26 protein-coding genes are annotated in these 26,054 nt (G+C 70.6%); 18 read left to right on the top strand and 8 right to left on the bottom strand.

The features are described 5' to 3' along the window. Positions 1-21: 21 nt before the first annotated feature. Positions 22-840, bottom strand: coding sequence for a PHP domain-containing protein (locus K8638_RS03960; protein ID WP_223753048.1), 819 nt, complete (start codon positions 838-840; stop codon positions 22-24). Between the two features lie 117 nt (positions 841-957). Between K8638_RS03960 and K8638_RS03965 the strand changes: the two genes are divergently transcribed. The 4 genes from K8638_RS03965 (at position 958) to K8638_RS03980 (ending at position 3,640) form a co-directional block, all read left to right on the top strand. After that, a complete protein-coding gene (locus tag K8638_RS03965; RefSeq protein ID WP_223753049.1) occupies positions 958-1,251 on the top strand; it encodes a hypothetical protein in 294 nt (97 codons plus the stop codon). Positions 1,252-1,308: 57 nt separating this feature from the next. After that, positions 1,309-2,532 (top strand): deoxyhypusine synthase family protein, encoded by a 1,224-nt coding sequence (locus tag K8638_RS03970; protein WP_223753050.1) that lies wholly within the window; start codon positions 1,309-1,311, stop codon positions 2,530-2,532. A gap of 30 nt (positions 2,533-2,562) precedes the next feature. Further along, positions 2,563-2,997 (top strand): OsmC family protein, encoded by a 435-nt coding sequence (locus K8638_RS03975; RefSeq protein ID WP_223753051.1) that lies wholly within the window; start codon positions 2,563-2,565, stop codon positions 2,995-2,997. A 115-nt stretch (positions 2,998-3,112) separates the two neighbouring features. Then, entirely contained in the window at positions 3,113-3,640 is a 528-nt protein-coding gene (locus K8638_RS03980; protein WP_223753052.1) for a hypothetical protein, read from the top strand. 85 nt (positions 3,641-3,725) lie between these two features. Here K8638_RS03980 and speA read toward each other — a convergent pair whose 3' ends face one another. After that, positions 3,726-5,735, bottom strand: coding sequence for a biosynthetic arginine decarboxylase (gene speA / locus K8638_RS03985; protein WP_223753053.1), 2,010 nt, complete (start codon positions 5,733-5,735; stop codon positions 3,726-3,728). A gap of 227 nt (positions 5,736-5,962) precedes the next feature. Here speA and clpX point away from each other — a divergent pair, with 227 nt between their 5' ends. After that, positions 5,963-7,033, top strand: a complete 1,071-nt coding sequence (clpX, locus tag K8638_RS03990) for an ATP-dependent Clp protease ATP-binding subunit ClpX (protein WP_223753054.1) — start codon at positions 5,963-5,965, stop codon at positions 7,031-7,033. A gap of 1 nt (position 7,034) precedes the next feature. Here the strand turns inward: clpX and K8638_RS03995 are convergent, their stop codons facing one another. The 3 genes from K8638_RS03995 to dnaK are packed head-to-tail and all read right to left on the bottom strand — an operon-like array spanning position 7,035 to position 11,741. Continuing rightward, positions 7,035-7,790, bottom strand: a complete 756-nt coding sequence (locus K8638_RS03995; RefSeq protein WP_223753055.1) for a CvpA family protein — start codon at positions 7,788-7,790, stop codon at positions 7,035-7,037. A 21-nt stretch (positions 7,791-7,811) separates the two neighbouring features. Then, the gene (locus tag K8638_RS04000; protein WP_223753056.1) at positions 7,812-10,112 is read right to left on the bottom strand and encodes a DnaJ domain-containing protein; all 2,301 of its coding nucleotides are present in this window, start codon (positions 10,110-10,112) and stop codon (positions 7,812-7,814) included. 21 nt (positions 10,113-10,133) lie between these two features. Continuing rightward, positions 10,134-11,741, bottom strand: a complete 1,608-nt coding sequence (dnaK, locus tag K8638_RS04005) for a molecular chaperone DnaK (RefSeq protein WP_223753057.1) — start codon at positions 11,739-11,741, stop codon at positions 10,134-10,136. Positions 11,742-11,945: 204 nt separating this feature from the next. On the opposite strand from dnaK, the gene K8638_RS04010 reads away from it, so the two are divergent. The 13 genes from K8638_RS04010 (at position 11,946) to K8638_RS04070 (ending at position 22,441) form a co-directional block, all read left to right on the top strand. Continuing rightward, a complete protein-coding gene (locus K8638_RS04010; RefSeq protein WP_223753058.1) occupies positions 11,946-12,779 on the top strand; it encodes a class II glutamine amidotransferase in 834 nt (277 codons plus the stop codon). Positions 12,780-13,077: 298 nt separating this feature from the next. Beyond that, positions 13,078-13,488 carry an ATP-binding protein gene (locus K8638_RS04015; RefSeq protein WP_223753059.1) on the top strand — a complete coding sequence of 137 codons (411 nt, stop codon included), beginning with the start codon at positions 13,078-13,080 and terminating at the stop codon, positions 13,486-13,488. Between the two features lie 17 nt (positions 13,489-13,505). Then, positions 13,506-14,174, top strand: coding sequence for an ATP-binding protein (locus K8638_RS04020; protein WP_370643918.1), 669 nt, complete (start codon positions 13,506-13,508; stop codon positions 14,172-14,174). Further along, positions 14,171-14,740: a SpoIIE family protein phosphatase gene (locus tag K8638_RS04025; protein ID WP_223753060.1), complete on the top strand. Its 570-nt coding sequence runs from the start codon at positions 14,171-14,173 to the stop codon at positions 14,738-14,740. Before K8638_RS04020 ends, K8638_RS04025 begins: the two co-directional genes overlap by 4 nt. Continuing rightward, entirely contained in the window at positions 14,737-15,234 is a 498-nt protein-coding gene (locus K8638_RS04030; RefSeq protein ID WP_223753061.1) for an STAS domain-containing protein, read from the top strand. The genes K8638_RS04025 and K8638_RS04030 overlap by 4 nt, the downstream gene beginning before the upstream one ends. An 18-nt stretch (positions 15,235-15,252) precedes the next feature. Next, on the top strand, positions 15,253-15,927 hold the full coding sequence (locus tag K8638_RS04035) for an STAS domain-containing protein (RefSeq protein ID WP_223753062.1): 675 nt from the start codon (positions 15,253-15,255) through the stop codon (positions 15,925-15,927). A gap of 32 nt (positions 15,928-15,959) precedes the next feature. Further along, positions 15,960-16,379: an STAS/SEC14 domain-containing protein gene (locus K8638_RS04040; RefSeq protein ID WP_223753063.1), complete on the top strand. Its 420-nt coding sequence runs from the start codon at positions 15,960-15,962 to the stop codon at positions 16,377-16,379. A 44-nt stretch (positions 16,380-16,423) separates the two neighbouring features. Further along, positions 16,424-16,843 (top strand): STAS/SEC14 domain-containing protein, encoded by a 420-nt coding sequence (locus K8638_RS04045; RefSeq protein ID WP_223753064.1) that lies wholly within the window; start codon positions 16,424-16,426, stop codon positions 16,841-16,843. 217 nt (positions 16,844-17,060) lie between these two features. Continuing rightward, the gene (locus K8638_RS04050) at positions 17,061-18,203 is read left to right on the top strand and encodes a Re/Si-specific NAD(P)(+) transhydrogenase subunit alpha (RefSeq protein WP_223753405.1); all 1,143 of its coding nucleotides are present in this window, start codon (positions 17,061-17,063) and stop codon (positions 18,201-18,203) included. A 1-nt stretch (position 18,204) separates the two neighbouring features. Beyond that, entirely contained in the window at positions 18,205-18,498 is a 294-nt protein-coding gene (locus K8638_RS04055; RefSeq protein ID WP_223753065.1) for an NAD(P) transhydrogenase subunit alpha, read from the top strand. After that, on the top strand, positions 18,495-19,910 hold the full coding sequence (locus tag K8638_RS04060) for an NAD(P)(+) transhydrogenase (Re/Si-specific) subunit beta (RefSeq protein ID WP_223753066.1): 1,416 nt from the start codon (positions 18,495-18,497) through the stop codon (positions 19,908-19,910). Before K8638_RS04055 ends, K8638_RS04060 begins: the two co-directional genes overlap by 4 nt. Positions 19,911-20,158: 248 nt before the next feature. Then, complete coding sequence (locus tag K8638_RS04065) at positions 20,159-22,099, top strand: AgmX/PglI C-terminal domain-containing protein (protein WP_223753067.1); 1,941 nt, start codon at positions 20,159-20,161, stop codon at positions 22,097-22,099. Positions 22,100-22,120: 21 nt separating this feature from the next. After that, positions 22,121-22,441, top strand: a complete 321-nt coding sequence (locus K8638_RS04070) for a DUF1330 domain-containing protein (protein ID WP_223753068.1) — start codon at positions 22,121-22,123, stop codon at positions 22,439-22,441. A gap of 52 nt (positions 22,442-22,493) precedes the next feature. On the opposite strand, the gene K8638_RS04075 is transcribed toward K8638_RS04070, so the two are convergent. The 3 genes from K8638_RS04075 to K8638_RS04085 all read right to left on the bottom strand — a co-directional run bounded on the left by K8638_RS04075 (position 22,494) and on the right by K8638_RS04085 (position 26,041). Then, on the bottom strand, positions 22,494-24,608 hold the full coding sequence (locus tag K8638_RS04075; RefSeq protein ID WP_223753069.1) for a M4 family metallopeptidase: 2,115 nt from the start codon (positions 24,606-24,608) through the stop codon (positions 22,494-22,496). 90 nt (positions 24,609-24,698) lie between these two features. Further along, positions 24,699-25,424: a myxosortase MrtX gene (gene mrtX / locus K8638_RS04080; protein WP_223753070.1), complete on the bottom strand. Its 726-nt coding sequence runs from the start codon at positions 25,422-25,424 to the stop codon at positions 24,699-24,701. Further along, complete coding sequence (locus K8638_RS04085; RefSeq protein ID WP_223753071.1) at positions 25,421-26,041, bottom strand: serine protease; 621 nt, start codon at positions 26,039-26,041, stop codon at positions 25,421-25,423. The genes mrtX and K8638_RS04085 overlap by 4 nt, the downstream gene beginning before the upstream one ends. Between the last annotated feature and the right edge of the window lie 13 nt (positions 26,042-26,054).

Consider the following 26,054-nt stretch of genomic DNA (forward strand, 5'->3'; position numbering starts at 1 on the left):
GGGTCCAATCCACCCCGAGGCTCACGCCGCGGCGCGCGCCCGGAGCTTCGCGAAGAGGTCCGGCGGCATGGCGGCGTCACCCAGCCGGTGGTCGGGGGAGACGGCCTCGCCGTGGAAGTCGCTGCCGGAGGTGGGCACCAGGTCGAACTCCTTCGCCAGCGCGAGGTACTTCTGCCGCACGCTGGGGTTGTGGTCCGAGTGCAGCACCTCCAGCCCGGCCAGGCCCGCCTTCGCCAGCGCGCGAATCTCCAGCCGCTCCATGCGCGACGAGCCCGGGTGCGCCAGGGTGGCGGTGCCGCCCGCCTTGCGGATGAGGCGGATGGCCTCCGCGCCGTCCAGCTTGTAGCGGTCCACCCAGGCCGCGCCCCGCGTCCCGAGGAAGCGGTCGAAGGCCTCCTTCATGTCCACCGCCCAGCCCTTCTCCACCAGCACCCGCGCCAGGTGGGGCCGGCCGAGCTGTGCGTCGCCCGCCACCGCGAGCACCTGCTCCATCCGCACCGGGTAGCCGAGCTGCCGCATCCGCTCCACCATGGCCACCATCCGCCGCTCGCGCTCCTCGCGCAGCCGCTCGGAGAAGCGGGCGATGTCCTCGTCGTCCGGCCGCAGGAAGTGGCCCAGGATGTGGACCTCGCGCCCGTGGATGAAGGCGGACAGCTCGATGCCCGGCACCAGCTCCACCCCGTGGGCGCCTGCCGCCTTCGCGGCCTCTTCCAGCCCCGCTACCGTGTCGTGGTCCGTCACCGCCAGCACCGTCACCCCGGCCGCCGCCGCCCGCGCCAGCAGCTCCGACGGCGGGTACTGCCCGTCGCTGGCGGTGGTGTGCGAGTGGAGGTCAATCACGACAGGGCTCCCAGGCGAGCGGTGGAAGTCACCGCGAGGTGACTGTGCTCGGTTTCATACCAACTTAAGCGGTCGGGGATTCGGCCGCATGGAGTCCGGGCCTACAGTGGCCGGCCTATGGGCAAGAAGAACGATACGACCATCGAGAACCGGGTGTACCTCTTCGAGTCTCTGGCCAGCGCCTACGTCTCCGCCGCCTCCGAGGAGCTGGGCTCCGACGAGCCGGCCATCCGCGAGCGCGCGCGCCGGGCCCTGGCGGAGCTGGCCTTCGTGTCCTGTGTGGTGTCGGACACAGCCCACCTGTCCGCCGAGCAGGTGAGGGACCGGGTGCTGGGCCTGCCGGAGTCCGCCGCCACACCGGACGACACAGCGGGTAACGGCGGGAACACCGGCGGGAAGCGGAACAAGTAGCGCCGGGGGCACAGGCAGCGCTCCCCTTGGCTGGCCGGCGGTGGTATGTGCCGCGCCATGGCCAAGACCTCCTCGAACCCGAAGAAGTCCCTGCGCGCCGCGTACTCCGGAGCGCGCAAGGCGGATCCGCGTCCCATCACCGGCAGGGAGAAGCCGTCGGAGCTGCTCGCCCACGCCTTCAGCGCCTACGTGGGCCGCCAGGAGCGCACGGCCTTCGAGCTGATGTCGCAGTCCATGGAGCAGGACGCCTCCATCTTCCTCACCCTGTCCGGCGCCATGACGCCCGCGGGCCTGCACCAGAGCTGCCTGATTCCCCTCATCGAGAAGGGCGTCATCTCCGCCATCACCACCACCGGCGCCAACCTCTACCACGACGCCCACCGCATCATCGGCCACGCCATCCGCGAGGTGAACCCCAACGCGGGCGACCTCCAGTACCGGCTGGCGCGCATCATCCGCATCTACGACCTGGGCTTCTGGGAGGAGGCGCTGCTCGACACCGACCGGCTCTTCTCCGCCATCATCCGCGGCCCCGAGTTCCAGCGGAAGATGACCACCCCCGAGTTCCACTTCCTGCTCGGCAAGGCCATCTACCAGATTGAGAAGAAGCTCGGCGTGAAGCAGCCGTCGCTCTTGTCCACCTGCTACAAGCACGCGGTGCCCATCTGGGTGGGCGCGGTGCAGGACGGCTCCATCTTCCTCAACATCGTCAAGCTCAAGCGCCTGCTCGGCCCCGAGTTCAAGTTCGAGCTCGACATCAACGACGACGTCTACTCCATGGCCGCCATGCAGCACTTCTGCCGGCACAACGGCAGCAAGCGGCTGGCCATCTGGATTCTGGGCGGCGGCGTGCCCAAGAACTACACGCTGCAGGGCGAGCCGCTGCTGGACCAGATCCTCAACGTCCCGACGACGGGCTTCGACATCGACGTGCAGTTCTGCGTGGACCCGGTGGACAACGGCGCGCTGTCGAGCTGCCCGGCCGGTGAGGGCCACACCTGGGGCAAGGTGTCCGTGGAGGCGGTGGAGACCGGCTCCGTCTACGTGCACACCGACGTGACGGCGGTGTTCCCCTGGCTGACGCACGCGCTCCTCAGTGACTCGAAGAACAAGCGCAAGCCGATGCGGCTGATGGACCGGCTGGCGGACGCGGTGGCCTTCCTGGACGCGGACGTGCAGAAGCGCCGCAAGTCGCTGATGAAGACGCTGGACTGGAGCGTGGAGGACGCCGAGCCCTCCACCGAGTCCGACGCCGCGAAGCACGACGCGTTCGTCCGCTGACCCGCTGAACATCTCCCGAGGACCCCCGACATGAGCCAGCCGCAGCCGCCCGCCACGGGCGTGGTGATGACCCTGGTCAGCCAGCCGCAGTTCAAGACGCAGCTCACCCACGGCCCGTCCGGCACGGTGGCCGCCACGGAGGCGCCGCGCGACAACGGCGGCACCGGCGGAAGCTTCTCGCCCACGGACCTGGTGGGCGCGGCGCTGCTGTCCTGCGCGGTGACGACCATGCACCTGTTCGCCTCGCGCGAGGGGATTGCGCTGGGCGAGGTGCGCGGCCGCGTGGAGAAGCGGATGACGCCGCCCCCGCGCCGCATCGGCGAGCTGGTGGTGGACCTCCAGATGCCGGCGGGCCTGTCCGCCGAGCAGCGCGCCCGGCTGGAGCAGATTGGCCGCGAGTGCCCCGTCGCCCGCAGCCTCCACCCGGACGTGAAGCTGCCCATGACGTTCAGCTACCCGGACTGAGGGGAGGCCGGGCCGCCCGCCCGCCCTCCAGGAAGGCCTCCTGACCGCTGCTGTCGGGAGGCCGGCCCATGGCCACCCTCCCAGCTTGCGGAGTCCCGCAACCGGAGGGCACGGCATGGACGCGAAGCGGCTGGGCATCTACCTCAATGACCACCTCGCGGGCTCCGTGGGGGGCCTCGAGCTGGCGATTCGCACGGAGCGGGAGAACCGCAGCAACCCGGTGGGCCGCTACCTGGCGGTGTTCATCCCCGAGCTGCGGGAGGACCAGTCCTCCCTGAAGTCCGTGATGAAGGCGCTGGAGCTGAAGGAGGACCCGCTCAAGGCGCGCGCCGCGTGGGCGTCCGAGAAGCTCGGCCGGCTCAAGCTCAATGGCTCACTCGTCCGCTACTCCCCGCTGAGCCGGCTGGTGGAGCTGGAGGGCCTGTGCATGGCCTCCGAGGGCCGGCTGTCGCTGTGGCGCACGCTGGCGCGGCTGTCGGGGAAGGACGTGCGCCTGGCCGGCTTCGACTTCGAGGCGCTCATCGCCCGGGGCGAGGCGCAGCTCGATGCCCTCCGGCACCTGCGCGCCCGGGCCGCGGACGTGGCCTTCGCCGACGAGCCCACCGCCTTCGGCACCGGTGAGGTCATCATCGCCAACCTTTGAAAAGAGGAAGCCCCCTGGCGCCTCGGGGAGGCGGGCAGGGGGCTTCATTCATTCAGCGCGAGGCTTCAGGGCGCCTTGGGTGCGCTCAGGTCCCCGACGGGGGCAGGGTGGAGCGCGGCGCGGTGCTCGGCTGGGGCACCAGGCGGAGCTGGTTGGCGCTGGCGGCGAAGCTCGCGTCCACCTCGCGCTCCAGGTACGTGTATCCGGACAGGCCGTCCTCGTACATGCGCAGCAGGGTGCGCGACTCGTCCAGGGTGATGCGGCCGTTGCGCAGCGCCGTCTCGGTGAACTTGCGCAGCTTCGCCACCAGGTCGTCCTTGGTGTAGCTGACGTAGTTGAGCACCTCGGTCACCGTGTCGCCGGCCACCACGTGGTCGATGAGGTAGCCGCCGTTGGGCGCCAGCGACACCTGCACGGCGTGCGTGTCGCCGAACAGGTTGTGCAGGTCGCCGAGAATCTCCTGGTACGCGCCCACCAGGAAGATGCCCAGGTAGTAGTCGTCGTCGTTGAGCGCGTGCAGCTCCAGGGCGTCTTTCACCTCGCGCTTGTCGATGAAGTGTTCAATCTTCCCGTCCGAGTCGCAGGTGATGTCCGCCAGCGTCGCCCGGCGCATCGGCTTCTCCCCCAGCCGGTGGATGGGCATCATCGGGAAGAGCTGGTCGATGGCCCACGAGTCCGGCAGCGACTGGAACACGGAGAAGTTGCAGAAGTAGGTGTCGCTGAGTGCCTTCTCCAGCGACTCCAGCTCCTCCGGAATCTCCCCCGCCTCCTTGGCGATGCGCATGATCTTGTGGCAGGTGGCCCAGTAGATGTTCTCCGCCGCCACGCGCTGCTCCAGCGACAGGTGGCCCAGCGAGAAGAGGGTGAGGCTCTCCTCCTTGGCGTCCTGCGCGTCGTGCCACGCCTCCAGCAGGTTCTTGTTGGTCACCTCGCGGTAGGTGGACAGCAGGTTGCGCACCACCGACGGGGCCTTGTCGTCCAGCTTGTCCGGGACCTGGGCCGGGTCGAACTCGCTGGTGCCCAGCACGTCCACCACCAGCACCGCGTGGTGCGCCACCACCGCGCGCCCGGACTCGGACACCAGCGTGGGGTGCGGCACGCCCGCCCTGTCGCACGCCTCCATGACGCCGAACACCACGTCGTTGGCGTACTCCTCCGTGGTGTAGTTCATGGAGGAGGCGAAGTTCGTCTGCGAGCCGTCGTAGTCCACGCCCAGGCCGCCGCCCACGTCCAGGTACTTCAGCGGCGCGCCCTGGCGGGCCACCTCCACGTAGAAGCAGCCCACCTCGCGCAGCGCGTTCTTCACGTTGCGGATGTTGGAGATCTGGCTGCCCAGGTGGAAGTGAAGGAGTTCGAAGGAGCCCAAGAGGCCCGTGTCCTTCATGAAGCCGATGCAGCTCATCAGCTCCGACGAGGACAGGCCGAACTTGGAGCGGTCTCCACCGCTGGCCTCCCACTTGCCGGCGCCGCGCGTGGACAGCTTCACGCGCATGCCCAGCCGCGGGGTGATGCCCGTGCGGCGCGACACCTCGGCGATCAGCGGCAGCTCGCTGGGCTTCTCCACCACCAGGATGACGTTGCGGCCCAGGCGCGAGTAGAAGAGCGCCGTCTCGATGTACTCCTCGTCCTTGTAGCCGTTGCAGATGACGAGCGCGTCCTCGTTGTCCAGGAGCGCCATCACCGCCAGCAGCTCCGGCTTGCTACCGGCCTCCAGGCCGTAGTTGTAGCCCTTGCCCGCCTCGATGATGGTCTCCACCACGTAGCGGTGCTGGTTCACCTTGATGGGGTACACGCCCCGGTAGCCGCCCTTGAAGCCCTGGTCGGCCATGGCCTTGCGGAAGGCCTCGTTGAGGTGCACCACGCGGTGGCGCAGCACGTCCGTGAAGCGCAGCAGCAGCGGCAGCCCGATGCCCCGGCGGCGGACCTCGTCCACCAGATCCTTGAGGTCCATGCTGGGCGCCTGCGGCCCGTCCGGGTGGACGCACACGTGGCCCTTGTCGTTGACGCCGAAGTAGGGGTTGCCCCAGTTCCGGATTCCATAGAGTTCCTGGGCATCGGCGAGGGTCCAGCGGTGCGGAGGGGCGTTTGCGGGCATCGGCGTCTCGAGGCTCCCACGGAAAAAAGGGGTGGACTCCCGTGAACAACGGAAGGGCGCGGGAACTATAGGAAAGCCCCCTCATATTCAACAGTCGCCTGCCGGGAGGTCAGGCAGGCTGCCCCGCTCCCGGGCGGGCGTCTCTGCTCTCCCGGGCCGGCCTTCCATTCAATTCCTACCCTTTCCGCGAGGCTCAGGGAGGACGCGTGGACAGAAGGGGAGGGTACATGGAGTCGTCCGCACGCAGGGAAGACGCGGTGCTGACCCCGAGGGAGATCTACGAGCGGTTGGACCGCTTCGTCATTGGCCAGGATGCCGCCAAGCGAGCGGTCGCCATCGCCGCTCACAACCACCTCAAGCGCATCCAGGCGCGGCGGTCGCGGAGGCAGTCTCTCATCAAGAAGTCGAACATCCTGCTGATGGGGCCCACGGGCAGCGGCAAGACGCACATCGCCCGCAACCTCGCGGACATCCTTCATGTCCCATTCACCACCGTGGACGCAACCGAGTACACGGAGGCCGGCTACTACGGCAAAGACGTGGAGGTGATGGTCTCCGACCTCCTCTTCAAGGCGAACCACTCGGTGGAGGACACCCAGCGGGGCATCATCTTCATCGACGAGGTGGACAAGATTGCCCGGCGCTCCCAGGGCGCGCGCAACGGAGCGGGCAGCCGCGACATTGGCGGCGAGGGCGTGCAGCAGGCGCTGCTGAAGCTGCTGGAGGGCCGCGAGGTGTACGTGCCCCTCAACGTCACCCAGTCCTGGAACAAGAGCGACTTCGTCCAGGTGGACACGCGCGACATCCTCTTCATCTGCGCCGGGACGTTCAGCGATCTGCACGACTCCGGCGACGAGGGCGGCCGGGCCATGGGCTTCGGGGCCGAGGAGGCGGCGAAGCGCTCGCGCAAGCGCATCACCACGAAGCAGCTCGTGGACTTCGGGATGCTGGCGGAGTTCCTCGGCCGCCTGCCGGTGGTGGTGCAGCTGGAGAAGCTGGGCGAGGCGGAGCTCATCCGCGTGCTGACGGAGCCGCCCGACTCCATCGTCCGCGAGTTCCGCGAGCTGCTGTCCATGGACGACATCGAGCTGGAGTTCACCGACGGCGGGCTGCGCGAGGTGGTGCGCTACTCGGTGGACCGGGGCCTGGGGGCCCGCGGGCTGCGCTCCATCCTGGAGTTCGTCATGGCGGACATCATGTTCGAGGCCCCCGAGCGGCGGCGCCGCCACGTCGAGGTGGACGCGGACTTCGTGCGCCAGCGGCTGGCGGGGCTGGACTCGGCCCAGGTGGGGGTGTGAGTCAGTCCCCGCGCTCGGCGGCCCGGACGGCCGCGCCCAGCCGGGCGGCCACGTCCCGGTCCTGGATGAGCTGGAGCACCAGGTCGTTGCGCAGCAGGGCGGCGGTGTCGCCCCGCGCGAGCGCCTGCTTCAGCTTCTGGTCCTGGAGCAGGCGCTGGAAGCGCGGGTCCTTGCGCAGCGCCTTGTAGGCGGGGTCGTCCTGGAGGCGGGCCGCCTTCTCCGGGTCCGCGGCGGCGTTCGCCACGCGCACCAGGTTGCCCACCTGTGAGAACTGCGTCATCTCGAAGAGGTTGAAGCGGCGCGCCAGCCCGACGGCGAGCGAGTCCTTCGTGGAGACGCCGAAGCGCTTGCCGGCCACCACCACGTGCTGCTCGAAGAAGGTCATGGCGCTGAGCGCCACCCAGGCGATGACGGCCAGCTTCGCGCCTCCCAGGATGAAGCCGAGGAGGCGGTCCACGCTCCGGTCCTCGGAGTGCTTGCCGGTGCCGAGCATCCGCACCAGCAGCGCGCCCAGCGCGTAGCGGACCGCCAGCCACACGCAGACGAAGACCAGCACCGAACCGAGGATGATGCCGACGAAGAGGGGGCCGCCCAGTGACTCCGCCAGCCGGGGGCCGAGGATGGGGCCCAGCCGGCTCGAGGCGAAGTACGCCACCGCCAGCCCCACCATGTTGGCCACCTGCCGCGACGCCCCGGTGACGGCGCCGATGATGCCGAAGAAGAGCACCAGGCCGAGGATGGTGAGGTCGAGGACCATGGGGCTCCTTCCCGGGGGCCGTCAGCGGATCTTGAACGCGTCGCCCTTGCCCTTGGACTCGTCCGAGAGCTGCTTCTGCACCTCCGCCAGCCGCTCCTTGTAGCGGGCGTTGGCGGGCTCATAGGTGAGCGCCATCTTGAGGTTGCGCTCGGCGGCGGACAGGTTGCCGCCCTCGGCGTCCTTCTGGGCCTGCTGGTAGAACTGGCGCCCCTTGGGGTGGGTGCCGATCTGCTCCTCCTGCTCCTTCTTGGCGGCGGCCTTCGTCTCCGCCTCGGAGGCCTCGGTGAAGCGCAGCTTCAGGGCGCGCTCGGGGCCCGTCACGTCGGTGACGTACTTCTTGCGCTTCGTGTCGTCGCGCAGGACGTAGTACGCCTCGGTGACGCGCTTGTAGAGCTCGTGCACCCGCTCCTTCAGCTCCTTCGACTCCACGTGGAAGAAGCGGTCCGGGTGGTACGTGCGGCTCTCCCGGTAGAAGGCCTTCTTGATGTCCACGGGGCTGGCCGTCTTCTCCAGCAGGAGCACCTCGAAGTAGTCCATCTGGTCCAGCCGTGCACAGCGCGACTCCAGGTCCGCGAGCTGCTGGGCGTCCAGGCCCGGTCCCTTCGCCGCGGAGGGCGGAGGCGGCGGCGCCAGGGCGGCCGCGGGAGGAGGCGGAGGCAGCCCGGCCGTGACGGGCGGGACGACGGGGGCGATGCCGGGCACGGCGCCCGACGGAGCACGCACCGCCGCGGTCACCGAGGGGACGGCGGGCGCCACGGGCGGGACGATGGGGGCGATTCCGGGGACGGCGGGGGCCACGGGCGGGATGCCCGGGACACCCGGGGCCGTCCCTCGCGCGGCGGGGCCGGCGGCCGGGGGCGGACGGGGCGCGGAGCCAGCGGGCGCCAGGGCGGGCAGGGAGACGGTGGGACGCGCTCCCGGGCGGACCTGCGGCTGAGACGAGGCCGGGGCAACGGGCGGCGCCACCTGACCCACGGCGAGCGTGGGCGGAGGACGAGGCGCCGCCGGGGCCGCGACGGGCGGACGCGCCGCCGCGCCGGAGCCCGGAACGGGAGCCGCGCCGGAGAGAGGCCGCTGGGCCGCGGGCGCGGACGTCCCCGCGCCGGAGACGGGCCGCTGGGCCGCGGCCACCGGGGGCGCGCCGGACCGGGGAACAGCGGGCACGGCGCCAGAGGCGGGCCGCTGGGCCGCGGCCACCGGGGGCGCTCCGGAGGGGGGAACCGTGGGCACCGCGCCGGAGGCGGGGCGCTGCGCGGCGGCCGTGGGAGGAACAGCGGGCACCGCGCCAGAAGCGGGGCGCTGCGCGGCGGCCACCGGGGGCGCGCCGGACGGGGGTACCGTGGGCACGGCGCCAGAAGCGGGGCGCTGCGCGGCGGCTGCCTGTGGGGTGGTTCCCGCCGCGGAGGGAATGGACGGGATGCCGCTGATGGTGGGGCGCTGCGCGGCGGCGGAGGGCACGGCGCTCGAAGCAGTGGGCATCGCCGGGATACCGGTGACTGTCGGACGCTGGCCGGCGGTCGGCGGCGTGGTCGGAGGCACGGAGGGAACGGAGCCCGAGGCCGGGGGGCGCACGGCGGTGGCCGCCGTCGCGGCCGGAGTGGCCTGCGACGCGCCAGGAACGGAGGTCGGCGCCGGGGGCTGTACCGAGGGCAGCCCGGCGGGAGTACCGCGAGGCGCGGGGCCCGCGGTCGCCGGGGTGATGGAGGGCAGGGCGGCTGGTGTGCCACGAGGCGCGGGACCCGAGGCCACGTCCCTGGAGCCCACCTGGGGAGCGGAGCCCGGGGGGGCCGCCACGGGCGGCACACCCGGAGCCGCGGGGCGTGCGGCCGGCGGCGCCGCGCGAGCTGGGGGCACGGACTGCGAACCCGCCGCGCCCACGGCGGGAACCGGCACGGTGGGACGCGCGGCGCCGGCGGCCTGCTGCGGACCCGCGACACCCACGGCGGGAACCGGCACGGTGGGACGCGCGGCGCCGGTGGCCTGCTGCGGACCCGCCGCGCCCACGGCGGGGACCGACACGGTGGGGCGCGGAGCCCCGGGGGCCGCGGTGGCCGGAGCATGGGGAGGCGCGGCCTGGACGGGGGCCGTTCCCGGAGGCGGCGAGACGGGCGCGGCGCCCGGGGCCTGCGGGGGACGTGGAGCCTGGGGCGCGGCACCCGGAGCCGGCGCGGACGGAGGGCGGGGCGTGGCGGTCGCGGGCGCGCCGGGCGCCGCGGGGACGGCGGCCGTCACCCGGGGGACGGCGGGGCGTGCGGGAGCCGCCGGTGTCCCGGACGGGGCTCCCGGCGGCTTGCCGGTGCTGGGGTCGGAAGGCTGGGACATCGGCGTCGTTCAGCGGGCCGCTTACTGGGCCACGGCGGGCAGGTCGTTGGTGTTGTGGCCGGCGAGCCGCGTGTCCCGGTTCGCCTCGATGGACTTCTGGATGTCGGCCTCGGTCATTCCGGACGACAGGGTGATGGTCGTCGACGTCTTCTGACCCGTCTCCGTGTCACACGCGGACACGTTCACCAGGCCGTCGGTGTTGATCTCGAACGTCACCTCGATCTTCACCTCGCCGCGGTAGCCGATGCGGAAGCCGGAGAACTCGAACTCGCCCAGCATCTCGCACTCGTCCGCGCGGTTGGACTCGCCCTGGTACACGCGGATCTTCACCTTCTCCTGTCCGTCACGGCTGGTGGTGAAGGCCTTCGAGCGGTCGATGGGCACCGGCGTGTTCTTGTCGATGATCTTCTCCGTGTACCCGCCTACCGTGCCGATGCGCAGCGTCAGCGGCGTGACGTCCACCAGGAACGTCTCCGTCTTGCTGTCCAGCAGCGCGTGGGACTGGAGCGCCGCGCCCAGGGCGACCACCTGGTCCGGGTTGACGCCCTCCAGCGGCTCCCGCTGGAAGTAGTGCTTCACGGAGTTGCGGATGATGGGCAGCCGCGTGGGCCCGCCCACCAGGATGACCGCGTCGATGTCCGCCGCCGTCAGCCGCGCGCTCTGCAGCGCCTCGTCGCACACCTTGAACGTGCGCTGCACCAGGTCCATCACCATCCGGTTGAACTGGTCCTGGGTGAGCGTGCCGCGCAGGTCCATGACGTTGCCCTGCGCGTCCTGGCAGATGCCCTGGCAGAGGATTTCCGCCGAGCCCGTCTGCCCCACGTCGATCTTCGCCTTCTCCGCGGCCTCCTTCAGCATCTGCAGGCAGTACTTGTTCTGCCGCACGTCCAGCCGCGTCTTCGCCAGGAAGTCGTCCGCCAGCCACGTCATGATGCGGTCGTCGAAGTCGTCGCCGCCCAGGTACGTGTCACCCGCGGTGGCCAGCACCTCGAACACGTCCTTGCCAATCTCCAGAATCGACACGTCGAACGTGCCGCCGCCCAGGTCGTACACGACGATGCGCTGGTTGACGTCCCGGCCGAAGCCGTACGCCAGCGCCGCCGCGGTGGGCTCGTTGAGGATGCGCAGCACCTCCAGCCCCGCGATGCGGCCCGCGTCCTTCGTGGCCTGGCGCTGGTTGTCGTTGAAGTACGCCGGCACGGTGATGACCGCCTTCGTCACCTCCCGCCCCAGGTACGTCTCCGCCACCGCCTTCATCTCCTTGAGCACCAGCGCGCTGATCTCCGGCAGCGAGTACGTCCGCGCCCCCACGGCGATGCGCACCGAGTTGTTGTCGCCCTCGACGATGCGATACGGCATCACCGCCTGCGCCTTCTTCACCTCGTCGGAGAAGTAGTACCGGCCGATGAGCCGCTTGGCGGAATAGACCGTCTGCTCGGGGCTGGTGATGATGTTCTTCTTGGCCGCGTTGCCCACCAGCACCGAGCCGTCGTCCAGGAAGGACACGCAGGAGGCATGCGTCGTCTCTCCCCACTCATTGGGGATGACCACGGGCTGCCCGTCCTGGACCACCGCCACGCAGGAATAGGACGTGCCCAGGTCGATGCCGATTGCGATGTCGTCCGCCATTCCGTCTCCGGATGAAGACCCGCGGTCCGGGCCCGTCGATGAAGCGCGGAGGTTAGGCGGCGAACCCTGGCGCTGTCAACGATTCCAATCGCTCAAATCCCAGCCATTTCAAGGACTTAGCGAGGGACCAAGGGGGCGTGCCTGCTGGCTTGAGGGGGGGCTTCGACGTCATTATCTATCAGTGGGAAGGGGGTTCTCTCGCCTATGTCCGTCGTCTTCGCCGCCCTGACGTCCGACCCGAACCTGCTGCGGTGCGAGCTTCACCGGCTCGCCAGCCAGGTCCTCCTGCAAGGAGAGCAGCGTTCCAACGCCGTGGGGGTGGGCGCGTACGCCCAGGACGAGGTGCTGCTGCGGCGCTTCGCCAGTGACGGGGAGCTGACGCTGGACTCGCTCGCTCCCCCGCATGAATCCGACGCGCTGCTGTTCCACGCGGGCCGGCTGCCGGTGGGGCTGTCCCTGGAGGACAACACCCAGCCGTTCCGGGCCCGCCGCTGGTTGTTCGCGCACCAGGGGGCCGTCAACGGCTTCGACCAGCTCCGCGCCCCGCTGATGGCGTCGCTGCCGGACCACCTGCAGCGGCAGGTGCGGGGCGGCACGGACAGCGAGGTCCTCTTCGCGCTCTTCCTGCGCCACCTGAGGGATTTGGGCCGCACGGATGACCCGAGGCTGGAGGCGGCCGTCGCCGGGAGGCTGCTGGCGGACACGGCGCGCGAGGTGGCGAAGGTTGCCGCGGGCGCGGGCGTGACGCGCACCTCCACGCTCAACCTCGTGGCCACCAACGGCTTCGTCCTCGCGGCGTGCCGCTTCGGCGAGCAGCCCCTGTTCTACACGCGGCTGGAGGGCTCGGCGGAGTGCGAGCTGTGCGGCGTGACGTCCGCGACGCCGGAGACACAGCCCGCGGTGGGCGCGCACCGGCGCCGGCGCACGGTGGTGGTGGCCAGCCACCTGAAGCGCCCGTCGGGCTGGGTGGAGCTGCCCCAGGGCTCCACCCTGGTGGTCGGCCCCGACCTGCAGGTGCATCACCTGAACGGAGCGTGAACCCCGGGGAACACCCGCTCCCTCCATGGCGCTCCCGGCGCCGCACCGCCCCGAAAGCCGCAAACCCGAGCTTCCCGACCCGAAGTCGGTGAAGCCGGGGACCAATTCCCAAAAACTTCGCACACTAGTCCCAACTTCCATGAGATGGAAGTAGGCCGTGGTGGGTGAGACGTGCACCACTTTACATTTCGAGCGTAATGGTGTTCTATTTTTAAGGAATCGTATCGAAAAATTCCGCCCGAGATAGATAGTGCCGGCCCCACTTTTCACATTCTCAGGTCCCGAGGCACCGCTCTGCGTGGAAGTCCGGCTGAAGTCGGACGCCGCGGTGGCCGCCGCCCTGGGGCGCCGCTTCGCGCGGCAGGTGGGGCTGACGGCCCAGGCCGCCGCGGAGGTGGCGGTGGTGGTGAGCGAGCTGGCCACCAACCTGGTGCGCCACGCGGGCGCGGGCGGAACGGTGGAGTTGTGGCGGGAAGAGGCGTGGCTCTTCATCCGCTCGAGGGACAGGGGCCCTGGCATGGCGGACCCGTCGCGGCTCTTCATGGGCCGGGAGGGCCGTCCCGGGCCTCTGCCGGGCGAGAGCCTGGGCGAGGGCGGCGCGGCCGTCATGCGGCTGACGGACGGCGTGCACGTCTCCAACCGCGAGGGCGGAGGGCTGGAAGTGGTCGCCCGCAAGAAGCTGGTACTCGATGACAGGAGGCATGGGTGAGCAGGGGCTCGGGTTCGATGTGCGCGGACGTGCTGCGCGTGTTGCAGCTGTTCATGTCGGACACCGCGGCGCGGCTCGTGTTGCGTGGCACGCTGGAGCCGCTTCGGCTGTCCGCGGAGACGGTGGGCGCGGCGGAGCTGCCGCGCGTCATCGAGGCGCTGGAGCCCGCCACCCGCCACTTCGTGGACCCGGCGCGCAGGCCGCAGCTCGCCGCGCAGCTGCGGACGCTGACCCAGCCCGCGGCGCCGGGGAAGCCCCTGGCGCCAGCGCCCAAGGCGCCCGCGGCGGGCCCGGAGCTTCGCGCCACCACCTATCTGGTGCGCACGGAGTCGGACGCCAGCCATGCGCGGCTCGCGGCGCGGATGATGTGCGAGTCGATGGGCGGGCGCGGCTTCGAGTGCCAGAAGGTGGCCACGGCGGTGAGTGAGCTGGCGCGCAACCAGATTGCCTATGCCGGCGGCGGCACCATCCAGCTCACGCCGGAGCAGGCGCCGCGGCGCCTCCTGCGCGTGCGCGCGGAGGACCAGGGCCGGGGCATCCCCGACCTGGAGCGCGTGCTGTCGGGCACGTACCGCAGCAAGACGGGCATGGGCCTGGGGCTGCTGGGCGTCAAGCGGCTGGCGGACAGGTTCGACGTGCGCACCGGCCCCAACGGCACCCTGGTGGACTTCGAGGTGTGGTTGTGAGGCTGGCCGTCGCCCACCGCTCGCGCCCCAAGCCGGGAGAGGTGCAGAACGGCGACGTTGCGCTGGTGCGCCAGGAGGGCGAGCGCACCCTGCTGGCGGTGGTGGACGCGCTGGGCCACGGTCCGGCGGCGGCGCGGGTGGCGGCCGAGGCGGTCCGGTGCCTGGAGGGACTTCCGCTCGGCACGAAGGTGGACCCGGTGCTGGAGGCGCTGCACGCGGCCCTTCGCGGTGGCCGGGGCGCGGCGGTGATGGTGGCCCTGTTCGACGGGAAGACGCTGCACTGTGGCGGCGTGGGCAACGTGGAGCTGCGCACGTGCGGCACGCGGGTGCCGGTGATTCCCACGCCCGGCGTCCTCGGCCAGGCCATCCGCTCGCTGCGCACCGCCTCGGCGGAGCTGGTGCCCGGCGATAGGCTCGTCCTCTTCAGTGACGGGCTGAGCTTCCGGCTGGACCTGGAGTCCGCCCGCAATCTTCCCCCCGAAGGGGCCTGCGCGCTGCTGATGGAGCGCTACGGGCGCCCGACCGATGACGCCACCGTGATGGTGGTGGACGTGGAGACCGCATGAGCGAGGATGTCCTTCAGGCCGCCCCCCGACCCGAGCGCGAGACCTCGCGCATTCCCATCATCCCCCTCTGGGGCAACCTCATCGTTCCCCTGCAAGGCGACATCACGGACGCGCAGGCCGCGCAGCTCTGCTCGGACGTGCTGCGCGACATCCAGCGCACCGGCGCTCGCGGCATGGTGGTGGACATCTCCGGGCTGTGGCTGGTGGACAGCCACCTGTGCGCGGTGCTGGCGCGGCTGGCCGCGTCGGCGCGGCTGATGGGCACCCGCACCGTGCTCTGCGGCATGGGCGCGGACGTGGCCCTCACGCTCCAGAGCATGGGCATCCAGCTCGAGAACGTGGAGACGACGCTGGGGCTGGAAGAGGGCCTGGCGCTGCTCGGTGTGAAGGTGGTGGGCGGGCGCTCCGCCGCCGCCGAGCGGGAGGCCGCCCAGCAGCTCGCCGATGAGATGCTCGGCCTGTCCTCCCCCACGCCCCCGAAGTCCGCCGTCTGAGGAAGCCCCTTCCCATATATGAGCGCCCAGCCCAAGCAGCCTGACCTGCTGTCCGTCCACCCCGACCGCATCAGCCGCATCATCGACGTGCTGTCGATGATTTCCGTGGGCGAGTTCTCTCCGGAGCGGACCACCATCCCCATCCATGAGCAGGACGACCTCGCCGCCCTGGAGGAGACGCTCAACGTCTTCGTGCGTGAGCTGGCCGCCACGCGCCGCGAGCACGAGGATGCGCTGGTCCGGCTCGCGACGAGTCACCGGGAGATGGAGGAGAAGCTCTCCACCATCGAGCGGCAGCGCGAGGCCATCCGTGATTTGTCCACGCCCATCATCGAGCTGTGGGACGACATCCTCACGCTGCCCATCGTCGGCGTGGTGGACACGCAGCGCTCGGTGGAGATGACCGAGCGGCTCCTGCACCGCATCGTCCAGGGCAAGGCCCGCTGCGTCATCATCGACATCACCGGCGTGGAGGTGGTGGACACGATGACGGCCAACCACTTCATCAAGATGGTCAACGCGGCGCGCCTGCTGGGCGCGTACTGCGTGGTGACGGGCATCAGCCCGCTGATTGCCCAGACGCTGGTCCAGGTTGGCGTGGACCTGCGCGAGGTGAAGACGCTCGGCAGCCTCAAGGATGGACTGCGCGAGTGCTTCCTCTACCTGCGCCAGCACGCGATGCGGCAGCGCTGAGTCCACCCGCGACGAGGACAAGGAGCAGAGCCATGACAACGGTGTGGTCACTGGGCCCGCATAGGATGTGGTTCGAGGAGCCGGACACGGTGCGGTTCGTCACGGTCGGCATGTACGACATGAAGCTGCTGGAGGAGTCGAACGCGCTCGCCCAGGAGCTCAAGAAGACGCACCCGACGCTCTACCTCATCTCGGACACGCGGCAGGGGACCGGGATGGCGCCGGACGTGCGCAAGCTGCTGGGAGAGAATCCGGACCTGATGCCCTACGCGGGCTCGGTGCTGTTCGGCTCCAGCTTCGCCATGCGCACCATGGTCAACATGATGGTGCGCGCCGGGGAGCTGCTGGGCCGCACGGCGAAGCACAAGTTCGCCATGGTGGCCACCGAGGAGGAGGCGAAGGCCTGGGTCGCCGAGCAGCGCGAGGCCGCTCGAGGGCAGAAGGCTTCCTGAGTCACCCCTTCCCTCCGGACACAATCTTCACGAGGAACTTCGTCATGGGCGCGATGTGGACGATGGGGCTGAGCAAGTTGTGGTTCGAGGAGCCGGACACGGTGCGGTTGGTCACCGTGGGCGCCTTCGACATGAAGCTGATGACGGAGGTGAACGCCGTGGCGGAGGAGCTCCGGGTCCATCACCCCGCCATCTACCTCGTCTCGGACATGCGGCAGAGCTCCGGCCTCACCCCGGAGGTGCGCAAGGCCATCGGGGAGAGCCCGGACGCGAATCCCTTCGCGGGGATGGTCATCTTCGGCGCCAGCTTCGCCGTGCGCACCATGGCCAACATGATGACCCGCGCCGCGGCGCTGCTGGGACGCCAGGGCACCAAGCCCTTCGCCATGGTGGACACCGAGGAGGAGGCGAAGGCCTGGGTGGCCGCGCAGCGTGACGCCGCGCGCGTCAAGCAGGCCTCCTGAGCCGCCTGGACGCCCAGGTCCTTGGGGGCAATTCGGCTTGTCGGAATTGCATGCTCAGGGGGGGGCTCCAGGAATGACGCGAAGAGGGTCTGTTCAGAAAAAGACACGTCGCGTTATGTGGATTCTCCTTACAAATCAATGGCTTGGTCGAATTCGGAGGTCCATGCCATCGGTGGGATGACTAGGCAGTCAGGCGAGCTCGCCTATGCTGCCAGTCATGATCATCGCCATTCCCCGTGAAACGGTGCCGGGCGAAAGGCGGGTCGCGCTCGTGGCGGAGAGCGTGAAACGCCTCGTCGGCAAGAAGCACGAAGTGGTGGTCGAGAGTGGAGCGGGCCTGGGGGCGGAGTGCTCCGACGAGGAGTTGCGTGCCGCTGGAGCGCGCATCGAATCGAGCGCCTCCGCCGTCTACTCCGCCGCCGACCTGGTGCTCAAAGTCCAGCCTCCCGGCCCCGAGGAGCTGCCGCTGCTGAAGCCCGGCTCGGTGCTGGTGAGCCTCGCGTACCCCATGGCGAACCCGAAGCTGGCCAGGGAGCTCGCCCAGCGTCAGGTGACGTTGCTGGCGCTGGACATGGTGCCTCGCACCACGCTGGCGCAGATGATGGACGTGCTCAGCTCGCAGGCCACCATCGCCGGCTACCGCGCGGTGCTGCTCGCGGCGGAGGCGCTGCCGAAGCTGTTCCCCATGCTGATGACGGCGGCCGGCACCATTCCCCCGGCGAAGGTGCTGGTGCTGGGGGCGGGCGTGGCCGGCCTGCAGGCCATCGCCACGGCGCGCCGCCTGGGCGCGGTGGTGGAGGCGTACGACGTGCGCAAGGTGGTGAAGGAGCAGGTGGAGAGCCTGGGCGCCCGCTTCGTCAACATCGAGATTGAAGACGCCGCGGGCTCCGGCGGGTACGCGAAGGAGCTGAGCGAAGAGGCGAAGAAGAAGCAGGCGGAGGCGCTGGCGGTGCACGTGGCGAAGTCGGACGCCGTCATCACCACGGCGCAGATTCCCGGCCGGCGCGCCCCGGTGCTGCTGCCCGCGGACATGGTGCGGCGCATGAAGAGCGGCTCGGTGGTGGTGGACATCGCCGCGGAGCAGGGCGGTAACTGCGAGCTGTCCCGTCCCGGCGAGCGCTACCGCACGGACAACGGCGTCACCCTCATCGGCGAGCGGAACCTGCCCAGCCAGCTCGCCGTGCACGCCAGCGCCATGTTCTCCCGCAACCTGGAGAAGCTGCTCGCGCACGTCACCGACAAGGATGGCGCGCTGAAGCTGGATACCGCTGACGAAATCGTGAAGGGCATGCTCATCACCCGTGGCGGGGACATCATCCACCCGGCCGTGGCGGACGTGGCCCTGAAGGAGGCCTCCTGACATGTCCCTGACGCTCATCTTCGGGCTGTACGTGTTCTTCCTGGCCGCCTTCACCGGCTACCAGGTCATCTCCAAGGTGCCGCACCTCTTGCACACGCCGCTGATGGCCTTCACCAACGCCATCTCCGGCATCTCCCTGGTGGGCTCGCTGCTGGCGGCGGGTGGCCACTACGGCACGCTGTCCACGGTGCTCGGCGCGGTGGCGGTGCTGGCCGCCACCATCAACGTGGTGGGCGGCTTCCTCATCACCGACCGCATGCTCCGCATGTTCAAGAAGAAGGGAGGTGCGCGGTGACGCTCTCGACCACGGAGACGTTCGTCCAGTTGCTGTACCTCGCCGCGTCCATCCTCTTCATCCTCGGCCTGAAGGACCTGGGTGACGCCCAGACGGCGCGCCGGGGCGTGCTGCTCGCGGAGGTGGGCATGGTGGCCGCGGTGGCCGGCACGCTGCTGTACGGCGTGGCGGTGACCGGCGTCATCATCCGGTGGGAGTGGATCATCCTGGCCCTCCTCATCGGCTCGGCCATCGGCACGGGCATGGGCCTGTGGATTCCGATGACGAAGATGCCGGAGCGCATCGCGCTCTCGCACGCGTTCGGCGGCCTCGCGGTGGGGCTGGTGGGCGTCGTCGAGTACCTGGAGCACGGCGGCCCGAAGATGAGCACGCTCCAGGTCACCGCCACGGGCCTGGAGGTGGCGCTCGGCGCGCTCACCTTCACCGGCAGCCTCATGGCCTTCGGCAAGCTGCAGGGCTTCATCACCGGCAAGCCCGTCACCTACCCGGGGCAGAACGCGTCGAACATGGCGCTCATCGCCGGCACGCTGGGGTTGATTGGCCTGCTCGTCTACCAGCCTGAGGCGTCCTGGGCCTTCTACGCCGTGGCGGCGCTGGGCGTGCTGCTGGGCGTGCTGCTGGTGCTGCCCATCGGCGGCGCGGACATGCCGGTGGTCATCTGCCTCCTCAACTCGTACGCGGGCCTGGCGGCGTCGGCCACGGGCTTCGCGCTGGGCAACAACGTCCTCATCATCTGCGGCGCGCTGGACGGCTTCTCCGGCTTCCTGCTGGGCATGATGATGTCCAAGGCGATGAACCGCTCCTTCACCAACGTGCTGTTCGGCGCGTTCGGTGCGGAGCCGGAGGCAAAGGCCGTGACGGCGGGAGCGACGCCCGCCGGGCCGGCGCCCAACGTGGGCAGCGTGGAGGAGGCGGCCGAGGTGCTCCGCGCGGCGCGCTCCGTCATCGTGGTGCCCGGCTACGGCATGGCGGTGTCCCAGGCCCAGCACGCGGTGCGAGATCTGGCCAACGCGCTCCAGGCCCAGGGCTGCGACGTGCGCTACGCCATCCACCCGGTGGCGGGCCGCATGCCCGGCCACATGAACGTGCTGCTCGCCGAGGCGAACGTCCCCTACGACCAGCTCTTCGACCTGGAGGTCATCAACGATGACTTCTCCGCCACCGACGTGGCGCTGGTCGTCGGCGCCAACGACGTCGTCAACCCCGCCGCGCGCAGCAACCCGAGCAGCCCCATCTACGGCATGCCCATCCTCGCGGCGGACCTGGCGAAGACGTGCCTCGTCCTCAAGCGCTCGCTCAACCCGGGCTTCGCGGGCATCGAGAACGAGCTCTTCATCCGCTCCAACACGATGATGGTGCTCGGCGACGCGAAGAAGACCATCTCCCAGTTCACCGCCGCGCTGAAGGAGTAGGCTGGCTCGCACGATGATTCGTGAAGCCGTGCCGGACTGAGCTCCTCTGTGCGCGACCGGCGCACAGACAGAGCCTCGTGCCAGGATGGGGACGGACATTTCCGTTGGCGCGCTGTGCGGAGTGGGCCTCGTGTCCACCTCCGCGCAGAGACTCTCCGTTGACGAATCCGCTCGCGGGCATTCCATTGGGGGACGGTCAGCGGTGCGGGGTGTGGGTCGTCAGTGGGGTTCTGGCAAGGAGCGGGTGCATGGTCGGCAACTCAGGGGATGCAGGTGCCAACCTGGGAGGCCTCCGGGGAAGTCTCTCGGAGGAGGCGGAGGCGGGCGCCGCCCCCGTGCTCGATGGCGTGTCCGACGCGGAGCTGGATGCTTTCGTCGGCAAGCTGCGCACGGACAAGAGCCGCATCGTTCCGAACGTCGCGGAGCCTCGCTCGCGCGGGGACATGCTCGCGGAGCGCCTGCACCGGGGGCGCCCGCTCGTGTCGGCCGTGCGCGAGCAGGAGGTGGCGTGCCAGTCCTGGTACGTCGGGCTGGACGCGCAGGCCTCCGGGCCGCACGATTTCGAGGCACTGAAGGGGTACTGGGAGCGGGGGGAGCTGGGACCGGACTCGCTCTGCTGGCGTGAGGGGTTCAGCGCCTGGGTGCCGCTGTGCCAGGTGCCGGAGCTGGCGGAGGCGTTGGCGCCGCTTCCCCAGGAGCGGCTGCCCGAGCCGGGCGGGGACACCGAGGCCCCATCCTTCGAGCTGAAGGGCGCCGAGGCCCTGCGCTCCCTCTCCGAGGACGGCGTGTCTCTGGAGCTGGACCTGGAGGCCGCGCGCGTGGAGCTGTCCGCGCCCGTGTCCACGCGGGAGCCCGTGCTCGGCGCTATCACCGGGGCGGTGGGAATGCCTGCCCCCGTGGCCGCGTCTGCGCACGGGAGCGGCTTTACCGAGGCGGGGCACGCTTCCGCTCACGGGGCTCCGTCCGTGAATGGGAGCGGCTTCTCCGAGGTGGGGAGCACTCCCGTGGACCCGGTGGGGACGCATTCGGTGCTGGTGACCGCGCCCGGGGCAGGGAGGGGAGAGGTGCGGTGGCGTGGCGTCCTGTGGCTCGCGCTCCTGGGCGGAGTCTCGGGGGGCGTGACGGTCGCCATCGTCCTGGCGTTGCTGGGAAGTGGTGAGGGGCGCGCGCTCCTGGCCCGACTGTCCCCAAGCAACGGGGCCGGTCCCTCCGCGACGCTCAGCGCGGGGCCCGCCACTCCGGGCAGTGTCGCGGCTCCTGCCGGCGGGCACGCGAACGCCGTGACGGGCACGGGCTCGGCACCGGGGGCCGTGTCGGGTGCTCCGGGCTCCGGCGTGGTGCCAGGTGCTGCCGGCGGCGCTGCGCCCGGGGCGGCCAACACCGCCGCGGTGCCGGGGGCTCCTTCTTCGCCTGGAGCGATGGGCCCCGGTGCGGCGGGCGTGGGCGCCATGGCCGGCGCGACGGGCCCTGGAGCGGGTGCGGTACCGGGCGGTATCGCCGGTTCCTCGCTCGTGCCGCGGGGTGGTATCGACAGGGGCGGGGCCGTCCCCGCGCTGTCCGCCACGGGCGGCGCGGTGGCCTCTTCCGCCACCAGCGTCCCATCCGTGCCGAAGACGGAGTTGTCCACCGTGAGCCCGCCGTCGCGAGCCCCCGCTGCCCGCCCGAGTGTCTCCGCCGCCGCGCTCGCGCTGGAGAAGCGCCCGGTGGCGCCGCCGGCCGTCACGGAGACGTCGTTCGAGTCGGACGACGACCTGGGCCTGGATGAGGCGCCGGCCGCCGAGGAGAAGTCCGCATCGGCGTTGGGGCCCGACGAGGCCTACGACCGCGAGCTGTCGGGGCCTCCGCCGGGCGCCGCGAGCGCGCGCAAGGAGCGCACGGTGTACGTGCCTCCGGACCCGTCGAAGCCGCCGGCCGAGCTCGCGCAGTCCGACATCTTCGAGGTGGTGCTCGCCAACAAGGGAGACATCACCGCGTGCGCCAGGGAGCTGCAGCAGCCCCCGAAGGAGGGCGGACGCGTGGTGGTGCGCTGGAGCATCCTTCCCACCGGAAAGGTGGGCGAGGTCGTCACCGAGACCGCGTCGATTCAGGGCACGCCGCTCGCTCGCTGCATCGAGGCGAAGGTGCGCGCCTGGAACTTCCCCAGGCACCAGGGGCAGGGCGCCCCGGTTCGTTTCCCGTTCGTGTTCTGAGGCGTCCGCAAGGAGCCGCGAATGCCGGCCTACGTGGTGGTCCAGATCGCGGTTCACGATGCCCAGACCTACGAGCGGTACAAGCAGCTCGCGCCGCCGTCGATTGCCCGGTACGGCGGCCGCTACCTCGCGCGAGGAGGCGCGACGCAGGCGCTCGAGGGAACCTGGGAGCCGCCGCGCTTCGCCCTCCTGGAGTTTCCCAGCGTGGAGCAGGCCCGGGCCTGGTGGGCCTCTCCCGAGTACGCAGCGGCGAAGGCGCTCCGCCACACGTGCGCGCACACGATGATGCTCCTCGTGGAAGGGCTGCCCCCGGGAATGGACCCCACGTCCGGCGTTTCCTGAGCCCCGGCCCCGGTGTCATCCACCGGGACCGGTACCCCTTGGACCGAGCGCGCTAGTTCACACCCACGGCGGTCCAGCTCTCCTTCACCTTCTGCACCTCCGGCGAGTTGGCGCCGTGGAGGTCGGTCGCCGCCTGGATGCAGGCCGCGCGCGCCTGGGCGAAGGTGGTGTTGGGCGTCATGTAGTGGGCGAGGGCGCGGTAGTAGATCTTCAGCCCCTTCTCCATGCCGATGCCGTCCTTCACCTCCAGGCCGGAGGTGCGGTTCTTGCCGCCATTCACCAGCAGGTAGAAGGCGTTGTTGGCGATGCCGCTGGAGCCGTGCACCTCGGTCTGCTTCGGGTAGTCCTTGTAGTTGTCGATGGAGTACCCGTCCTTCTTCGGGTCATCCATGTAGCGCAGGCCATCCTCGGTGTTGGAGCCCGGGGTCCACGCCGTCTCGCCCACCGTCCAGTTGAACTTCACGGCGGGGTTCTTCTGCGCGGCGTACCACTCCACGCCCGCGCCGAAGATGTCGCTCATGGCCTCGTTGAGACCGCCGGACTCGTTGCGGTAGATGAGACCGGCGGTGCGCTCGGTGAGGCCGTGGGCGATTTCGTGCCCGGCGATGTCCAGCGCGGTGAGCGGGCCGGACGTCTTCCCGTCGCCGTCGCCGTAGCTCATCTTCTGGCCGTCCCAGAACGCGTTCACCAGGCCGTTGCTGACGTGCACGTACGAGACGAGCTTCTCGCCCGCGCCGTCCAGCGAGTCGCGGCCGAGCACGTTCTTGAGCATGTCGTACGTCATCGCGGCGCCGTAGTGCGCGTCCACCGCGGCGCGGGCGCGCGTCGGGTCGCCCGACTCGCCCCAGACGTCGTTGGTGTCCTTGAAGTCCGTCTGGCCGGTGGCCTCCTCGCGGTTGTTCGCGTCGAACGTCTCCACGCCCTTGCCGCGCGTGGAGTCCCGCAGGACGAAGCTGCCGTCCGCCTTCTTCGTCGTCGCCAGGTCCACCTTGCCGCTGTAGAGCGACGTGTCATCCGCCTTGCCCACGGGCGGCTGCGTCGGAGGCGGAGCCGCCTTGGCGGTGGCCTTCAGGCCCCAGCTGTTGAGGACGCCCGTGTCGCCGCGCGCCTTGTCGGACACGGTGAGGGTCCACTCGCCCCGGGCCGGCTCACCGGCGAAGGCGCTGAGGTCGAAGGTGCCCTTGAGGTCGTCCGCGCCGCCGCCCTTGCGGTCGTGCACCACCGCGCTCTTGCCGGAGGGGCTGGTGAGGGTGACGGACAGGTCGCCGCGGTACGAGTGGCTGACGTCCAGCGACAGCGCGAGCTTGTCGATGGTGAGGTCCTGGTCCAGCTTCAGCTTCGACGTGACGGTGCCCAGGTCGCTGATCTTCGCCTTGGGCGTGGCGGTGGCGCTCACCTCGGTGGGGGCGGTGGCGCCGGCCTGTCCGGTGGTGCCCTTGCGAGACACCGTGAAGCCGTCAATCTCGTTGAACTTCTCGAAGACCTTCCCGGTGTTGGCGTCCACCAGGTAGTTCATCCGGCGCGGGTTCTCCTGGCCCTGAATCTGGTCCAGCTTCACGAGGTAGGCCGAGTGGTACTTCCCGGCGGCGTCCTGGTAGATGACCCGCTCGGCGTTGGGCTGCTTGTCCGGCTTCGCGCCGAAGTCCTTGCGGGCCACGTCGATGGCCTGCGCGGGCGTCAGCCGGGGCTTCTCGCTGCCGAGCCCCGCGGGGATGGTGGACTGCTCGCCGGTGATGCTCGTCACCTTCCCGTCCCTGTCGAGGTGGGAGATGACCTGCTCGCCGAAGACCTTCACGCCCTCGTGCACGCGGTCCAGGCGAACGTGCGTCATGCCGAGCTCATCGCGCTCGACGTTGCGCGGGGCGAAGGCCGGGGCCTGCCTCGTGAGGGACTCGGTCTCCGGGGCCAGGTGCGAGAGGGAGGCCTGGATGGCCTTCTGCGCATCCTGGCTGTCCAGGGCGAGGCGGCCGGGGCGGGGCGGCACCGGGGTCAGCGTCTGCTCCGCGCGGGCCAGCTCGGAGCGGCGCGGGGAGGGGCCGAAGCCATCCTGGACGGCGCGCGGGCTGGCGGGGGTGCCCGGCTTCACCGCGTTCCTGGGCTGAGCCTCGGGAGTCGTGGTGGGACGGAGGGTGACGGGCTTCGGGCCATCGGTGCGGCGAACGCTCATGGGGGGCCTCGGCGTTACGGGGGTAGAGAATTGTCGGCCCGTCGTCGCCAGAGTTGCCGCTGTGCGTCGAAAATTCCGACCCCGCGCGTCTCACGGCCCTCCGAAGAAGGACACCTCCAGGAAGCGCACGTAGAGGTTGCACGCGGCGTGAAAGAGGGCGGCGCCGAGGATGGTGCCGGTGCGCTCGCGCATCCAGCCGAAGAGCAGCGCGGGGAAGAACACGGACAGTCGCCACACCTGGAAGATGGCCAGGTGCCCCAGGGCGAACAGCACCGCCGTCACCCAGAAGGCGCGGCCCAGCCTGCCGCCCAGCACGCGCCGGCCCTGGGGCCACGCATCCCTCAGCCGCGTCTGGACGTAGCCCCGGTAGAAGAACTCCTCCGGCAGCGCGACGACGAAGAGCTGGTCGACGACCCACTCCCCGAAGCGCGGGGGCAGGCGGGGGTTGAAGTGGCCCTCGCCCACCATGGGCGTCAGGTGGCGCGCCAGGGAAGGGGGCAGGTGGGGCAGCACCTCCACGAAGCCGGCGAAGGCCACGAAGAACAGCGGGCCGACAATCGCGGACAGCACCAGGAACAGGCGCACGTCCTCGCGCCACGCGCGCAGCGTCAGCCCGTAGTCCCGGTAGTCCTCCTCCCGCCAGCGCATGGGGATGAGCGGCAGGTAGAGGAAGCCCACGGTGGCCACCAGCTTGGGGACGCTGCTTCCTCCGAAGAGGAGGAAGGCGGCGATGATGCTCAGGAAGCCCACCGCCCACAGGCCCACCGCTTCCTGCACCGCGCTCGGGCGCCAGGGCGTCGCCATCGCTTGATTCATGTCCCGTCCGCCGAGGCGAGCTGCGTCTTCACCGCGCCCAGCGGCAGCACCCGGCAGCCGCGCCGGTGCCGCTGCACCACCACCGCCACCAGCCGTCCGTCCGCGTCGAACACGGGGCTGCCCGCCGGCAGCGCCAGGGGCACGTCGAAGAAGGGCGCTGGAGCGCCGCGGGCCTGGGCCGGCACGGGCCGCGCGGGCTGTCCCTTCGCCGCCGGCACCACGCCCACCACCCACCGCCCCACGAGGCTGTCCCCGTCCTTCAGCAGCTTCACCGGCACCGCGGGGTAGGTGCCGTCCGGCGCGGCCACCAGCGCCACCTTGAGCTCCGCGCTGGCCATCATCACCCGGGCGGGCAGGGCCTTCCCGTCATGCTCCACCGTGGCCGCGTTCAGCCCGACGAACGCCTCGCCCACCGGCTCCAGGGACGTGAGCACCTGCCCGGCCGAGCCCACGATGACGCCGGTGCCCGTCTGCTTCGGCCCACGCACCCGCACCACCGAGCGCGCGTGCAACTCCATCACCCGTTGCAGGTCGGCGCGCGACGGACGGCCCTCTCCCGCGAGGGCGAGGGAGGGCAGGGCGATGAGACAGAGGAGCAGCGGCGGCAGGCGGGGCATCAACGCGCGCCGC

This window comes from Myxococcus sp. RHSTA-1-4 (assembly GCF_020037125.1).
GTDB lineage: Bacteria > Myxococcota > Myxococcia > Myxococcales > Myxococcaceae > Myxococcus.